Below are 14,872 nucleotides of genomic sequence, written 5' to 3'. Positions count from 1 at the left end.
CGGCATCAGAGCCCCGGGGCCTTCGCCGTGCCTGGGCCTGGGCCCGGGCCTGGGCCTGGGCCTGGGCCTGGGCCTGGGCCTGGGCCCGACGATCGTCGTCCTCGCCCCGTCCCGCCCGGTCGCCTCCCGGGTCGGCCCGCCGCCCTCCGGTATCACCCGGGGCTTCCCGCGCATCCTCACTGCCGAGGAGGGCAGCCATGAGCACGAGCACGGACGAGAAGAGAACCGCGAGCACCCGCGACGAGGCGGCGCGGCGCACACCCGCGCGCCGGCCCGCACCGCCGTCCGGCCCGCAGTGGTGGGCGGGCCAGCGGTTCACCCGGGTCCGGCCACTGGTCCTGCGGAAGTCGCTGAACGACCGGCTCGACGAGCTGGGCGCAGGCCTCACCAAGGTCCTGGCCGAGCGCAAGCTCACCGCCGAGGAGATCGCGGACGTCCACGCCGACCTCCGGGTCGCGAACCGTCGTTCGTCGGTGACCTGGGCGACGCAGCTCGTCGCGGGCCACGCCGTCGCCTGGGTCTACGACGCCGCGCCGATCCTCGCCACCACGTTCGTGGTCCTCTGGATGAGCCAGCTCGGGCCCCTCGTCGCGGTCGCGCTCGTCACCGTCACGGCCGTCGTGCTGTTCCCGGCGGAGCGCGTCTCGGCGCCGAACCGCGTCGGTGTCGTCCACGGCTGGCTCTGGGGTGCGCTCTGCGGCGTCCTGATCCTCCTCCCGGCCGACGCCGGGACGACGTGGCGAGCGCTCGCGGCGGTGGCGACGTACGTCGCCACGCTGCTCGTCCTCTGGGTGGGGCTCGTGCTCCTGAAGCTGCTCCCGCTCTCGTGGGCCCTGGGCCTCACGCTCGTCGGGAGCAGCGCGCTCCTGGCCGGCGTCCTCTACGGGGCGGACGGCATCGGGCGCCGGGTGGACGTCCTGGTCGTCGGCGCGCCCGACCGGCTGGCTCCCGGGATCGTGGGCGGGCTGGTGTTCGGTGCTGCGACGAGCGTGCTGATCGTCGTGATCCAGCTGCTCAACCAGGGGGCTCTGCGGTGGCAGCTGCGGTCCCGGCTGCGGCGCGCGCCCGAGGCCGAGTTCGTCCAGTCGGTGATGTGGCTGATGGCCACGAGGCGCGGGTCGTCGACGCCGCACTCGTCGATCCTGGACCGCGTGTGCGACGCGACCGACCCGCGCCGCGGCGTCGCCGAGCAGCTGGCATGGATCGCACGTGTCATGGAGACCGGCGTGGCCTCGCACATGTGCCGGCTCGACCCGAGGAACGCGACGGCCCTGAGCCGCACGTTCGAGCGCAAGGCGGCCGTCGTGCACCGATGGAACCGTGACCTGCTGCTCGGCGACACCCGGTCCGACGCGCAGCTCGACGAGGCGCTCTGGGACGCTGTGCTCGCCGGCACCGCGCGCCGCTGGAGCGCGCTTCCCGAGGCCGACGTGGACACTGCGCCGATCGTGCGGGTCGGTCAGCGGGTGCGGGCCTGGGTCGGCAAGGTCACGGCCCTCGCCGTCGCCGTCGCCGCGACGGTCGCGGCCCATCTCAACGACCGGGACGAGCTGTCGCTGACGACGGGCGTCGCCGCTCTGTGGCTGCTCCTCGACCTCGTCACGCCTGACGCGGGGAGCAAGCTCGGCAAGGCGGTCAGCGAGACGAAGGGGCTGTGGGCCATGCTGCCGGGCCAGAGCCAGCGCCCCTGACGTCCGGGTCGGGCGGCGGGGGTCGGGCGGCGGGGTCGGGCGGCGCGGGTCAGGCGGTGTGCGCCCGGAGCAGGTCCTGGTACTCGGGGTGCTTGCGGATCCACGCCTTCGTGTACGGGCACAGGGCGACGACGTCGGCGCCGCGCGCCCGCACGAGGTCGAGGGCACCCTGCACGAGCCGGGACGCGACGCCCTGCCCCTCATGCTCGGGTTCGACCTCGGTGTGGATGAACACCACGGTCGGTCCGTCGAGCGTGTAGGCCGCGAACCCGAGGAGCGCCCCCGACGGGTCGCGGGCCTCGAACCGCTCGAGCTCGGGCACGTCGTCCACCAGCACGGTCGTCATCCCTCGATCCTGCGGGACGACGCGCTCCCCGGCCAGCCCCAGCAGGAAGGCGTCGGCGGCGGGTGCGAGACTGACCGCATGCTCCAGCCCTACCGTGACGTCCTGTCGCGTCCGGGGGCGCTCGCCTTCTCGGCGGCCGGGGCGCTCGCACGGCTGCCGATGTCGATGGTGGGCATCGGCATCGTGCTGATGGTGTCGGCGGTGTACGGGTCGTACGGGCTGGCCGGGCGGGTGTCCGCCGTGTACGTCATCGCGCAGGCGGTGTGCTCCCCGCAGCTGGCCCGGCTCGTCGACCGGCACGGGCAGGCGCGCGTCATGCGGCCGGCGGTGGGGATCGCGACCGTCGGGCTCGTCACGCTCGTCGTCGCGACGCTCGCCGAGGCGCCGACGGTCCTGCTGTACGTCGCGGCGGCCGTGACGGGCGCGGCGATCGGGTCGTTCGGGTCGCTCGTGCGGGCACGGTGGAACCGGACCCTCGGCGGCGACCCGAGAACGATCCACACGGCGTACTCGCTGGAGTCGGCGGTCGACGAGCTCGTGTTCGTCGTCGGCCCGGTGCTCGCGACGCTGCTCGCGACCGGGGTGCAGCCGGCCGCCGGGCTCGTCGTCGCGCTCGTCGGGATGGTCGTCGGCGGGTACTGGTTCCTCGCGCAGCGCTCGACCGAGCCACCCTCGGCGCCGGCCGGGACGCCCCGGGCGCGGGGGTCGGTGCTGGCGAACGCCGGCATGGTGGTGCTCGCGGTGGTGTTCGTCGCGATGGGGTCGATCTTCGGGGCGACGGATGTGTCGACCGTCGCGTTCGCCGAGGAGCAGGGCCGCAAGGGGCTCGCGGGCGTGATCCTCGCGGTGTTCGCGCTCGGGTCGCTCATCTCGGGGCTGCTGTACGGCACCCGGCACTGGCGGCGGCCGCTGCACCTGCGGTTCGCGCTCGGCGTCGTCGCGCTGGCCGTCGGCGTGTGCTTCTTCTTCCTCGTCGAGAACCTCGTGGTGCTCGCGGCGGTCATGTTCGTCACCGGGTTCGCGATCGCGCCGACCCTCATCAACGGCAACGGGCTCGTGCAGCAGCTCGTCCCCGCGAACCGGCTCACCGAAGGCCTGACGTGGGTCGGCACGTCGCTCGGCGTCGGGGTGTCCATCGGCTCGTCCGTCGCGGGTGTGCTCATCGACCGGGAGGGGTCGCACGGCGGGTACCTCGTCGTCATCGTGTCCGCCGGGTTCGCGCTCGTCGCGACCCTGGCGGCGTACCGGACGCTGCGGGGCGACGCCGCGGCACGGGTGCGGGGGGCCGTGGAGGACTGCTCGCCGTCGGCCAGCGGCGGGGCGGCGGTCGCCGCGTGCGAGGTCGCCGACGCCGTCGAGCCCGACGACGGGCGCCGGCCGGACGGCGGACCGGGGCCGGTACCCTCGACGCCGTGACCGTGGCCGAGCAGCCCCTGACGACCGACGACGCCCTCCGCGCACTCGTCGCGCCCCTCGGGCGGATGGTGTCGTACGAGCAGCTCAAGGGCGGCATGTTCGCCACGACCTACCGCGTCACGCTCGACGACGGCACCCGGGTCATCGCCAAGACGGCGCCCACCGAGACGCACCGGCTCCTGACCTACGAGCACGACCTCATCCGCACCGAGGCGCTCGTGTACCGGCTCGCCGAGGGCCGCGACCTGCTGATGCCGACGGTCCTGCTCACCGACTTCTCGCGCACCGTCCTGCCGTCCGACGTGGTCGTCGTGACCCACCTCGACGGGCAGCCGCTCGTCGACGTCGGGTTCGGCGAGGGGGACGAGCGCTCCGCCCGCGCCGAGTTCGAGCTCGGCGCGTTCATGGCCCGGCTGCACGCCGTGCAGGGCGAGCGGTTCGGCTACCCGAACGAGGCGAACGGGCTCGTCGGCGACACGTGGGCGCAGGCGTACGGGCGGATGGTCGAGGCGCTGCTCGCCGACGCCGAGCGGACCGGCACGACGTTCCCCGCCGACGAGATCCGGGCGGCCGTCGCCGCGAACCTGCACCACCTCGACGCCGTCGAGCAGCCGTGCCTCGTGCACACCGACCTGTGGCCCGGGAACCTGTTCGTCGACCCGGAGACCGGCGCGCTCGTCGGCATCATCGACACCGAGCGGGCCATCTGGGCGGACCCCCTGTACGACCTGGTCGGCGCGGAGGCGATGAGCTCCGGCGCCGTGAACCCGCGCCTGCTCGCGGGCTACGAGTCCGTCGCCGGGACGCCGGTGGACATCCTCAGCGAGGGCCCGGCGACCCGGCTCACGATGTACCGGCTCTCCCTGACGATGATCATGATCACGGAGATCAACCCGCGGGAGTTCGAGGGCGACTGGCTGGTGGAGTACCGGCAGACGCTGTGGAGCAACCTCCGCACGTTCCTCGGCCGGTTGGCGCAGACCGCGCGCTGAGCGCACGCTTGCCGCTGGCAATCCACTCGCCGACCACCAAGGAGCGACATGGCACGCGAGTTCGAGATCGTCCGCGAGATCGACGTCGACGCGGACCCGCAGGCCGTGTGGGACGCCGTCACCACGGCCAACGCCGCCTGGCTCTGGCCGATGGACTTCGAGCCGCGGGTCGGCGGCGCGGTGTCGTTCGGCGGGACCGTCGTCGCGTGGGACCCGCCGCACCAGGTCACCGGCCGGCACGAGGGGCCTGACGGGTGGTTCAACGAGGTCTCCGAGGAGATCACCCCGCTCGACGGCGGGCGGTCGCGCCTGCGCTGGACGCACACCGGCGTGTTCGCGGAGGACTGGGACCGGCAGCACGAGGGCGCCGCCCAGCACACCGACTTCTACCTGCACACGCTCACGCAGTACCTCGCGCACTTCCGCGACCGGACCGCCACGTACTCGTCGGTCGACGCACCGGAGGCGTCGAACAACCCGGGCGCGCTGGAGTGGCTGCTCAACAGGCTCGGGCTGGCGGGGCTGGGCGAGGGGGACGTCACCGTGACGACGCTCGTCCACCGGGTCGAGCGCGTGGATGTCGACTACGTGCGGCCGCACTTCGTCGGGCTGCGCACCGACCACTCGCTGATCCGGCTGTTCGGCCGGAACGCGTTCGGGTCGCCGGTGGGCGTCGCGATCCACGACTTCGCGGAGGGCGCCGACGCCGAGACGACCACAGCCCGGTGGACCGAGTGGCTGGAGCACGTCTACTCCTGAGCGGATGCAGGCGTCCGGGGGCGGGCCGACGATGGTCGGACCGTCCCCGTCGTCGTCTGGAGGTCGTCCGTGGCTCGTCGGGAGACCGTCGCCGACCAGCTCGTCGCACAGCTCGTCGCCGCGGGCGCGCGGCACGTGTACGGGATCGTCGGCGACAGCCTCAACCCCGTCGTCGACGCGGTGCGCCGGGCCCGGGAGGGCGGAGCCGACCTCGCGTGGGTGCACGTGCGGCACGAGGAGGCCGGGGCGTTCGCCGCGGCGGCGGAGGCCGAGCTCACCGGGCGGCTCGCGGTGTGCGCCGGCTCGTGCGGGCCGGGGAACCTGCACCTGATCAACGGGCTGTACGACGCGAACCGGTCCCGGGTGCCCGTGCTCGCGATCGCGTCGCACATCCCGTCGGCGCAGATCGGCACGCAGTTCTTCCAGGAGACGCACCCCGACCGGCTCTTCCTGGAGTGCTCGGTGTACTCGGAGATGGTCTCGTCCGCCGCCCAGGCGCCGCGCGTCATCCGGTCGGCGATCCACCACGCCTACGCCGGGCCGGGCGTGGCCGTGCTGACCCTCCCGGGCGACGTCGCCGACCTCGACGCCGGACCCGCGGGCGTCGACGTGCTCACCCCACCCCCGCCGCCGCGCGTGGTGCCCGACGAGGACGCCGTCCGGGCGCTGGCCCGCGCGATCGACGAGGCCGGGACGGTGACGATCTTCGCCGGGGCCGGCGTCGCCGCGGCGCGGACCGAGGTGCTCGCCCTCGCGGACGCCCTGCACGCGCCCGTCGGCCACACCCTGCGCGGCAAGGAGCACATCCAGTACGACAACCCCTTCGACGTCGGGATGACGGGGCTGCTCGGCTACGGCGCGTGCGCCGCGGCGATGGAGGGTGCCGACCTGCTCCTCCTGCTCGGCACCGACTTCCCGTACGACCAGTTCCTGCCCGCCGGCGTCCGGACCGCCCAGGTGGACGTCGCGCCGGAACGGCTCGGGCGACGCACCCGCAACGACCTCGTGGTGCTCGGGGACGTCGGGGAGACGCTGCGGATGCTCCTGCCGCTCGTCCAGCGCAAGCGCAGTCGCCGGTTCCTCGACAAGATGCTCGCCCGGCACCAGAAGGCCATGGGCGGCGTCGTCGGCGCGTACACGAAGGACGTCTCGTCGACACGGCCGATCCACCCCGAGTACGCCGCGGTCGTGCTCGACGAGGAGGCGCCCGAGGACGCGGTCTTCACCGTCGACACCGGCATGGGCAACGTGTGGGCCGCCCGGTACCTCACCCCCAACGGCCGGCGGCGGGTCATCGGGTCGTTCCTGCACGGGTCGATGGCGAACGCCGTGCCGCACGCCATCGGCGCGGCGATGGCCGGGCGGGCACCCGTCGAGGGGTCGTCGGTCGACGACGCCGACGCACGGGCGCGCGGGGCCGCCGGCACGGGGCGGCGGGTCGTCGCGCTCGCCGGGGACGGCGGGCTGTCGATGCTGCTCGGGGAGCTCATCACGCTGCGCGCGCTGGACCTGCCCGTGACGGTCGTGCTGTTCGACAACGCGACGCTCGGGATGGTCCGCCTCGAGATGCTCGTCGACGGGCTGCCCTCGTACGCCACCGACTCCCCGCCGGTCGACTACGCCGCGGTCGCGACCGCCATCGGGATCCCGGCCGTGCGGGTCGAGGACCCCGCGGGGATCCGGCCGGCGCTGCGGGAGGCGTTCGCGCACGACGGGCCCGCGCTGGTCGACCTCGTCACCGACCCGCGGGCGCTGTCGCTGCCGCCGAAGATCACGCGCAAGCAGGTCACCGGGTTCACGGCCGCCATGAGCAAGGAGGTCCTGGGCGGAGGCCTGGGCGAGGTCATGGCGATGGCCCGCTCGAACCTGCGCAACGTCCCGCGCCCGTGACGCGTGCGGGTCAGGGCACCGGGTGGTGGGAGTCGTAGTCCCAGAAGCCACGCTGGGCGCGGACCAGGAGCCACAGCAGGACGACGCACAGCACGCCGCCGAGCACGACGGCCCACGCCTCGCCGACCCGCTGCGACATCGTGCCGATCCACAGGTCGCCGAGCCGCGGCCCGCCCGCGACGACGACGATGAAGATCCCCTGCAGCCGGCCGCGCATGTCGTCGGGGGTGGCCGTCTGCAGGATCGTCTGGCGGAACACCGAGCTGATCGCGTCGGCGCCGCCCGCGACGACGAGCGTGAGGAACGCCAGCCCCAGCGCGACCCACAGGACGCTGTCGGGCGACGTCGAGCCGACGACGACGAGCACCAGCCCGAACCCGACGACCGCGACGCCCCACACGGTGATCGCCAGCGCGATGACCCGACCCTGCCACCGCACGCGCGTGAGCCCGCCCGAGAACAGCCCCGCGAGCACCGAGCCGACCGCGATCGCCGCCGTCAGCGCCCCCGTCGTCGTCGCGCCGCCGCCCAGGTACAGCAGCCCGACCGCGGGGAACACCACGCGCGGCATCGCCGTGACCATCGCGACGAGGTCCACCGCGAACGTCATGCGGACGTTGTGCTGCGTGCCGAGGTACCGCAGGCCGTCGACGACGGACCCGATCCCCACGCGGCTGCGCCGGGTGGACGACACCTCGGGAGGCACGGGCGGGAGCCGGAGGAGGGCCGCGAGGGCGGCGGTGAACAGGATCGCGTCGACGGTGTACGCGAGGCCGAAGTCGACGCCGGCGAGCGCGGCGCCGAGGAGCGGACCGACGGTCAGCGCGACGCTGAAGCCGACGGTCTGCAGGGCGTTGGCCGCCGGGATGAGCTTCGGCTCCAGGAGCCTCGGGATGATGGCCGACCGCGCCGGGCTGTTCACGGCGCCGGCGCCGGACTGCACGGCGACGAGCGCGAACAGCAGCCCGACGGACGTGCTCCCCGCCCACGCCTGCACGGCCAGCGTGATCGTGACGGCCCAGCTGACGAGCGACGCGGCGAGCGCGACCCTGCGGCGGTCGTAGTGGTCGACGATCGCGCCGCCGTACAGCCCGAACACCACGAGCGGGACCAGCGCGAACAGGCCGAGGACCCCGACGGAGAACGTCGACCCGGTGAGGTGGTACACCTGCAGGCCGACCGCGACGACGGTGAGCTGGGTGCCGAGGTTCGAGATCGACAGGCCCCACCACAGCCGCCGGAACTGGGGGCTGACGCGCAGGGGTGTCGTGTCGACGACGAGGGAGGGCACCGAGGGAGTGTAGTTGCCTAAGGTCACGACCTCGGCGCCCGCCCATCCGCGATGGCAGAGTGGCGACCGGTCGAGAGGAGCAGCGTGCGCGAGGACATCACCGAGCCGGACGGGGCCCTGGCGGTCGTCGAGCACCTCGTCGTCATGGGGGTGTCCGGCACCGGGAAGTCGACGATCGGCACGATGGTCGCCGAGCGGCTGGGCCGCCCGTTCGTCGAGGGCGACGACCTGCACCCACCCGCGAACGTCGACAAGATGCACGCCGGGACCCCGCTGACCGACGAGGACCGCGGTCCGTGGCTCCGGCTGGTGCGCGACGCGATGACCGAGCACGCCCGGGCAGGCCGGTCGGTCGTCGTCGCCTGCTCGGCGCTGCGGCGGGCGTACCGCGACGTGCTGCGCGAGGCCGAGGGCCGCGTGCGGATCGTGCACGTCGACGTCCCCGGCGACGAGCTCGCGCGGCGGATGGCCGCCCGGCGCGGGCACTTCATGCCGGCGGCCCTCCTCGCGTCCCAGCTCGCGACGCTCGAGCCGCTCGGACCCGACGAGGACGGCGTGGTGGTCGCTGCGGCCGTCGTCCCGTCCGCGACGGCCCGCGCGGTGCTCGACGCGGTGCACCGCACCTAGCGCGCAGCGCGACAACCGGCCCTCTCGCCGCCGTCGACACGCGTCACGTGACTCGGCGGTCCCTACCCTGAGGGCATGGCTCGACTCGGGCGCCTCTTCGTACGGCGCCGACCCGCTGACCACCCCGGGCCGGGCCGGTGCCCTGGTTGCGACCACCGATGGGACGAGCACGCCGGATCGGGCAACGACGACGACGGTGTCTGCGGGGAGTGCGCCTACGAGGTCGAGCACGGGCAGTACACCTCGGACGCCGCCCCGTGCCGGCGGGTGTGGATCCGCGCGGCACGGGACTCGTAGTCCGCTTGACCAGGTGAGGCAGTTGGCGGGTCAGGGCCGCCGGCGGTCGAGGTCGTCGGCGTCGAGCACGGGCTCGCCGGCCGCCACGTCCACGGACTCGTCGGTCAGCGGGATCGTGCCCCACTTGCTGTCGGCCGTCTTTCCCGACACCGCAGACTTCGCGACCTCGACGGCCTTGTCCTTGAGCGCCGCGCCCTGCTGCTTCGCGAACTCGGTGACCTGGCCCTCCGCCTCGTGCACGTAGTCCTGCACGCGCGGGTCGTTCCAGGCGTCGTTCGCCCAGCCCTTGAGGCGCTCGAACTGCCCGCGTCCGGCGCGCGTGCCCAGCACGTAGCCGACACCGGCACCGAGGACGAATGCGACCTTGCCCTTCATGGGACCTCCCAGGGAGCCGTCGGGGTCGTCGAAAGGTCCGAGCGTAGGCAGCGATCCGCGGGTCCGCGCGTCGAGGCCTCGACGCGCGGCCACGTGAGCTCGGGAGAACACTGGCGAGCATCCGACGTCGACGCCCGCGGAGGTCCCGTGACCGACCAGCCGGCCACCCGCGCCGCTCCACCGCCCGAGTCGTCCCCTGGTCTGCGACGCACGATCGGCCGCAAGGTCCTCCTGCTGTTCGTCGTCGGCGACATCCTGGGCGCGGGCATCTACGCGCTCACCGGCAAGGTCGCCGCCGAGGTCGGCGGCGCGATCTGGGTGCCGTTCCTGTGCGCGTTCGCGCTCGCGGCCCTCACCGCGACGGCCTACGCGGAGCTCGTCGGGCGGTTCCCGCGGGCGGCCGGCGCGGCGCTGTACGCCCACCGTGCCTTCCGCAGCCCGTTCCTCACGTTCCTCGTGGCGTTCACCGTGATGATGTCCGGCATCACGAGCGCGAGCGCCGCCGCCCGAGCCTTCGGCGGCGACTACCTCGCCGAGTTCGTCACCGTGCCGACGCTGCTCGCGGCCTGGTTCTTCCTGCTCGTGATCACGGCGGTGAACGTCATCGGCATCTCGGAGTCGGTGAAGGTCAACGTGGTGCTGACGGTCGTCGAGGCGTCGGGGCTCGTCGTGATCCTCGCCATCGGCGCGTGGGCGCTCCTCCACGGCGACGGTGACCCGCAGCGGGCGGTCCAGCTCGACCCGGAGGGGACGCCGTGGGTCGCGGTGCTCGGTGCGACGGCGCTCGCGTTCTACGCGCTGCTCGGCTTCGAGGACTCGGTGAACCTCGCGGAGGAGTGCCGCCGGCCGCGGCGCGACTTCCCCCGGGCGCTGTTCGGCGGCCTCGCCGTCGCGGGCGTCATCTACCTCGGGGTGGCGTTCACGTCGTCGATGCTCGTCGACACCGAGACGCTCGCGGGCTCCACCGGGCCGCTGCTCGAGGTCGTCAAGGTCGCCGGCCTCACGTTCCCGCCGAAGCTGTTCGCCGCGGTCGCGCTGCTGGCCGTCACCAACACGGCGCTCATCAACATGATCATGGCGTCGCGGCTCGTCTACGGGATGTCCAACGAGGGCATCGTGCCGCGCGTGCTCGGCCGTGTGCACCCCGGCCGGCAGACCCCGTACGTCGCGATCGCGTTCACCGTGCTCATCGCGCTCACGCTCGTCGCGACGGGTGACCTGGCGGGGCTGGCCGACACCACCGTGCTCCTGCTCCTGCTGGTGTTCGCCGTGGTCAACGTGTCGGTGCTGGTGCTGCGGCGCACGCCCCCGGAGGACGACGAGCGATCGCCCGAGGACGAGGACGCCGACACCCAGCCGTTCCGGGCGCCGACCTGGGCGCCGGTGCTCGGTGCCGTCGCGTCGCTGGTCCTGGCGTCGCCGCTGACCGGCCGCGACGGTTCCGTCTACCTGCGGGCGGGCGTGCTGCTCGCGGTCGGCGTGCTCCTCTACCTGGTGAACCGGTGGCTCGTGGGGCGGCCGGCGCGGCGGTGACCGCCGGCCCCGAGCGTGCCGGGGGCGCCCGATCGGGCTGCACGGACGACCCTGGACACCGGACCCGGGCAGGAGCAGCATCGGGAGAAATCGGGCACAGCAGCGATGACCCGCAGCGCGCGCCGAAAGGGGCTCCTCCGTCATGGCAACGACCAGACGAGTCGCGATCCCGCTCACCGAGCGACAGCTCCCGGTGGACGCCGAACGGGTGGAGGCGGTCCCCGCCGACGAGCCCGTCGACGTCACCGTGTACGTCCGACGGCGCGCCGACCAGCCGGACCTCCCCGACCCCGAGGACCTGGGTGCGCTGCCCGGGCTCACCGGGCGCACGGTCGACGACGACGAGTTCGCGCTGCGGTACGGCGCGGACCCGGACGACATCGCGAAGGTCGAGGAGTTCGCGCGGGCGCACAAGCTCGAGGTCGTCGAGTCGAGCCCGGAGAAGCGCAGCGTGACGTTGCGCGGCACGAGCAAGGCGGCGCAGGAGGCGTTCGGGGTCAAGCTCGCCCGCTACCGCAGCGAGGGGCAGACGTTCCGGGGACGGCAGGGGCCGGTGACGGTCCCGGCCGAGGTCGCGGACGTCGTCGAGTCGGTGTTCGGCCTCGACGACCGCCGGGTCGGCAAGACCCGTCTGCGGCGCAGCAACCAGGTCCCGTCCGGCCTCGGGCTCAGCACCGTCCGCGCGGCAGGGCTGCCCCCGAACACGTTCCTGCCGCCGCAGGTCGCCGACATCTACCGCTACCCCGCCGGCACGGACGGCACAGGTCAGAGCATCGCGATCCTGGCCTTCAACGACTCGACGAGCCACGGCGGGTACTCGATCGACGCGGTGACGACGTACTTCGAGCAGGTGCTGCAGATCCCGGTGCCGAAGATCACCGACGTCGTGGTCCGGGGTCCCGGCAACGACCCCGGCACGGACGACGGCAGCGACCCCTTCGACAGCAGCGGCGAGATCATGCTCGACCTGCAGGTCGTCGGCTCGTGCGCGCCGGGCGCCGACATCGTCATGTACTTCACCGAGTTCACCGAGCGCGGCTGGGTCGACGCGGTCAACGCGATCATCACGGACACCACGCACCGCCCGAGCGTCATCTCGGTGAGCTACGGCAACCCGGAGGACGACCCGCGCAGCGCGTGGACGGCCGCGGCGATCCTCAAGGTCAACGAGGCGTTCCGGGCGGCGGCCGCCAAGGGCATCACGATCTGCTGCGCGTCGGGCGACGACGGCTCCCGGGACCAGGCGAACGACGGACGCGCGCACGCGGACTTCCCCGCGTCGAGCCCGTACGTGCTGGCGTGCGGCGGCACCCGGATCGTCGCGCCGCAGGGCGTGCCCCTGTACGAGCTGACCTGGAACAACGGGCCCGGCAGCGCGACGGGCGGCGGCGTCAGCCGGATCTTCCCCGTGCCGCGCTACCAGCAGCACGCGGGCGTCCCGCCGTCGGCGAACCCGGACCGTCACGTGGGTCGCGGGGTGCCGGACGTGTCCGGCCTGGCCGACCCCGAGACGGGTGTCGCGATCGCGACGCTCGACGGCGAGCACCTCGCGATCATCGGCGGGACGAGCCTCACGGCGCCGCTGTGGTCCTCGCTCGTCGCCCGGCTGAACCAGGCGCTGGAGACGCCGCTCGGCTTTCTCAACCCGTTGCTCTACCGGTTCCTGCACTACCCCGTGCTGCGGGACATCATCCACGGCAACAACGGGGCGTACGCGGCCGGGCCGGGGTGGGACGCCTGCACGGGTCTCGGCAGCCCCGACGGGGCGCGGCTGCTGGCGGCCATCAGGACGGTCATCGCGCAGACGCCCGGGACGCCGCACGCGGCGGACGCACCGGCGGCGGGTGCCCCCGGCGGGACGGCGCAGCCGGGCCAGCAGCCGGGCCAGCAACCGGACCGGCCGCCGGGCCAGCAACCGGGCGCGCCGTCGACGCTGCCCACGGCGGCCCAGCCGTTCGTCGACGCCACCGCCCGGCTCGTCGACGCGTTCCGGGAGGCGTGGCAGCCCGCGGCGTCGGCCAAGAGCGACTCGGCGCCCGACCTCGTGGCCTTCCGGCACGCAGCGGCGGCCGCGCACCTGGAGTGGGTCGGCGCCGTCAAGGAACGCTGGGCGCAGACCAGGGCCTCGGACCTCGACGCGTACGCGCTGACCGTGATCGGCACGACGATCGCCGGCGCCGGCGAGGCGGTCTACCTCGCGCTCGGCCCACCCGACGCGCGGCAGGCACCATGACGCTCCGGGACCAGGTCGAGGTCGCCTACGCGGCGTTCACCGAGCGCACCGCGGGCGCGGTCGGGGACGACGCCGCCACCCGGCGGGTCGCCGACGCGTACGCACGCCTGGGCGAGGTCGCGCAGCAGGACCCGGCCCGGCTGCCCGCCGCGTTCGACGAGTACCGCGACCTGCTCGCCCGGACCGTCGGGGCCGACAGCGCCCGCGCCGGGGTGCAGGACGCGTTCAGCCGGTTCCTGCGTGCCGTGGGCGACGCGTGGCCGCGGGACGGGGCCTCCCCGGAGGAGGTCGCCGCGCTGGCCGACGCGCTGCACGCGGCCGCGTGGGTCGCGTGGGTGTCGACCGACGGGCACGCGCCCGGTCAGCCGGGGGGCGCCCCCGACGGGCACGCGGCCGGACGGGGTGCCACGGGATGGCCCGCCACCCCGGTGACCGCCATCAACGGGAGCGCCGTCGGCGGGACCGTCGAGGCGGCCGACACGAACGACGAGACCCCACCGGGCGAGGTCGCCGGGTGGGGACCGACATCCGTCCTGGAGTGATCCGGGTACCGCTGTGCCGCCGGGGGGACCATGCCGCCGTCACATCCGACCGGCCATCCGACCGGCCTGGGCCGGGAGCGTGAGGCGCTGCTGCGCCGACGCCTGACGACCGAGGGGCTGGACGTCCGGTCCGACACGATCCCGCTGCGTGCGGACGGTCGTCGGGTGTTCCCGTTGTCGTTCGCGCAGGCGCGGCTGTGGTTCCTCGACCGGCTGCACCCGGGGAACGTGTTCTACACGATCGACGTGGCGCTGCGGCTGGACTTCGCGGTCGACCCGGCGCTCCTGCAGCGGTGCGTCGACGAGGTCGTGGCGCGGCACGAGGCGCTGCGGACGACGTTCGAGACGCGCCAGGACGAGCCGGTGCAGGTGGTGCACGCGTCGCTGCCGGTGCGCGTGGCGGTGGTCGACGTGTCGGGGGTGCCGGACCCGCAGGCGGCGGCGGTGGCGGCGGCGACCGCGCAGGCCAGGACGCCGTTCGACCTGACGACCGGGCCGCTGATGCGCGTCACGCTGGTCCGGCTCGCGGCGTCCCGATGGGTGCTGGCGGTCGCGGTGCACCACATCGTGGCCGACGGGTGGTCGATGCGGGTGCTGTTCGCCGAGATCGCGGCCCTGTACTCCGCGCACGCCCGCCGGGTCGCGCCGGACCTGCCGACCCTCGCGATCCAGTACCCCGACTTCTCCCTCTGGCAGCGCGACCGGCTCACGGGCACGCACCTCGACGGCCAGCTCGACTACTGGACGCAGCACCTCGCCGCGCTGCCCGTGCTGGACCTGCCGACGGACCGCCCGCGCCCGCCCGTCCAGACGTTCACGGGCGCGACGACGACGTTCACGCTGCCCGCCCCGGCCGTGGCGGCGCTGCGCCGGACGACCG

Annotated in this window: 13 protein-coding genes; 10 read left to right on the top strand and 3 right to left on the bottom strand. The window is 74.1% G+C overall.

The features are described 5' to 3' along the window. Nucleotides 1–197 precede the first annotated feature (197 nt). The gene (locus tag Cch01nite_RS19770) at nt 198–1,691 is read left to right on the top strand and encodes a hypothetical protein (RefSeq protein ID WP_203758224.1); all 1,494 of its coding nucleotides are present in this window, start codon (nt 198–200) and stop codon (nt 1,689–1,691) included. 49 nt (nt 1,692–1,740) lie between these two features. Here the strand turns inward: Cch01nite_RS19770 and Cch01nite_RS19765 are convergent, their stop codons facing one another. Beyond that, nucleotides 1,741–2,037, bottom strand: coding sequence for a GNAT family N-acetyltransferase (locus Cch01nite_RS19765; protein WP_203758223.1), 297 nt, complete (start codon nt 2,035–2,037; stop codon nt 1,741–1,743). Nucleotides 2,038–2,115: 78 nt separating this feature from the next. On the opposite strand from Cch01nite_RS19765, the gene Cch01nite_RS19760 reads away from it, so the two are divergent. From Cch01nite_RS19760 to Cch01nite_RS19745, 4 genes are all read left to right on the top strand, one after another. After that, nucleotides 2,116–3,453, top strand: a complete 1,338-nt coding sequence (locus Cch01nite_RS19760; protein ID WP_203758222.1) for an MFS transporter — start codon at nt 2,116–2,118, stop codon at nt 3,451–3,453. Next, entirely contained in the window at nt 3,450–4,445 is a 996-nt protein-coding gene (locus Cch01nite_RS19755) for a phosphotransferase family protein (RefSeq protein ID WP_239071125.1), read from the top strand. The genes Cch01nite_RS19760 and Cch01nite_RS19755 overlap by 4 nt, the downstream gene beginning before the upstream one ends. Before the next feature lie 48 nt (nt 4,446–4,493). Continuing rightward, a complete protein-coding gene (locus Cch01nite_RS19750) occupies nt 4,494–5,204 on the top strand; it encodes an SRPBCC family protein (protein WP_203758221.1) in 711 nt (236 codons plus the stop codon). Between the two features lie 69 nt (nt 5,205–5,273). Then, complete coding sequence (locus tag Cch01nite_RS19745; protein WP_203758220.1) at nt 5,274–7,094, top strand: pyruvate dehydrogenase; 1,821 nt, start codon at nt 5,274–5,276, stop codon at nt 7,092–7,094. A gap of 10 nt (nt 7,095–7,104) precedes the next feature. Here Cch01nite_RS19745 and Cch01nite_RS19740 read toward each other — a convergent pair whose 3' ends face one another. Continuing rightward, nucleotides 7,105–8,385, bottom strand: a complete 1,281-nt coding sequence (locus Cch01nite_RS19740; protein WP_203758219.1) for an MFS transporter — start codon at nt 8,383–8,385, stop codon at nt 7,105–7,107. 84 nt (nt 8,386–8,469) lie between these two features. On the opposite strand from Cch01nite_RS19740, the gene Cch01nite_RS19735 reads away from it, so the two are divergent. Further along, complete coding sequence (locus Cch01nite_RS19735) at nt 8,470–9,012, top strand: gluconokinase (RefSeq protein WP_373309966.1); 543 nt, start codon at nt 8,470–8,472, stop codon at nt 9,010–9,012. A 327-nt stretch (nt 9,013–9,339) separates the two neighbouring features. Here the strand turns inward: Cch01nite_RS19735 and Cch01nite_RS19730 are convergent, their stop codons facing one another. Then, entirely contained in the window at nt 9,340–9,684 is a 345-nt protein-coding gene (locus Cch01nite_RS19730; protein ID WP_203758217.1) for a YtxH domain-containing protein, read from the bottom strand. A gap of 147 nt (nt 9,685–9,831) precedes the next feature. Here Cch01nite_RS19730 and Cch01nite_RS19725 point away from each other — a divergent pair, with 147 nt between their 5' ends. From Cch01nite_RS19725 to Cch01nite_RS19710, 4 genes are all read left to right on the top strand, one after another. Beyond that, nucleotides 9,832–11,217 (top strand): APC family permease, encoded by a 1,386-nt coding sequence (locus Cch01nite_RS19725; RefSeq protein ID WP_203758216.1) that lies wholly within the window; start codon nt 9,832–9,834, stop codon nt 11,215–11,217. Nucleotides 11,218–11,359: 142 nt separating this feature from the next. Further along, entirely contained in the window at nt 11,360–13,450 is a 2,091-nt protein-coding gene (locus Cch01nite_RS19720) for a S53 family peptidase (RefSeq protein ID WP_203758215.1), read from the top strand. After that, nucleotides 13,447–13,992, top strand: coding sequence for a hypothetical protein (locus Cch01nite_RS19715; RefSeq protein WP_203758214.1), 546 nt, complete (start codon nt 13,447–13,449; stop codon nt 13,990–13,992). The genes Cch01nite_RS19720 and Cch01nite_RS19715 overlap by 4 nt, the downstream gene beginning before the upstream one ends. Nucleotides 13,993–14,022: 30 nt before the next feature. Next, on the top strand, nt 14,023–14,872 hold an 850-nt coding region (locus Cch01nite_RS19710; RefSeq protein WP_239071124.1), incomplete at its 3' end, for a condensation domain-containing protein.

Origin of the sequence: Cellulomonas chitinilytica (assembly GCF_016862675.1) — a bacterium.
Taxonomy (GTDB): Bacteria; Actinomycetota; Actinomycetes; order Actinomycetales; family Cellulomonadaceae; genus Cellulomonas; species Cellulomonas chitinilytica.
This window is presented reverse-complemented; position numbering and strand designations above follow the sequence as displayed.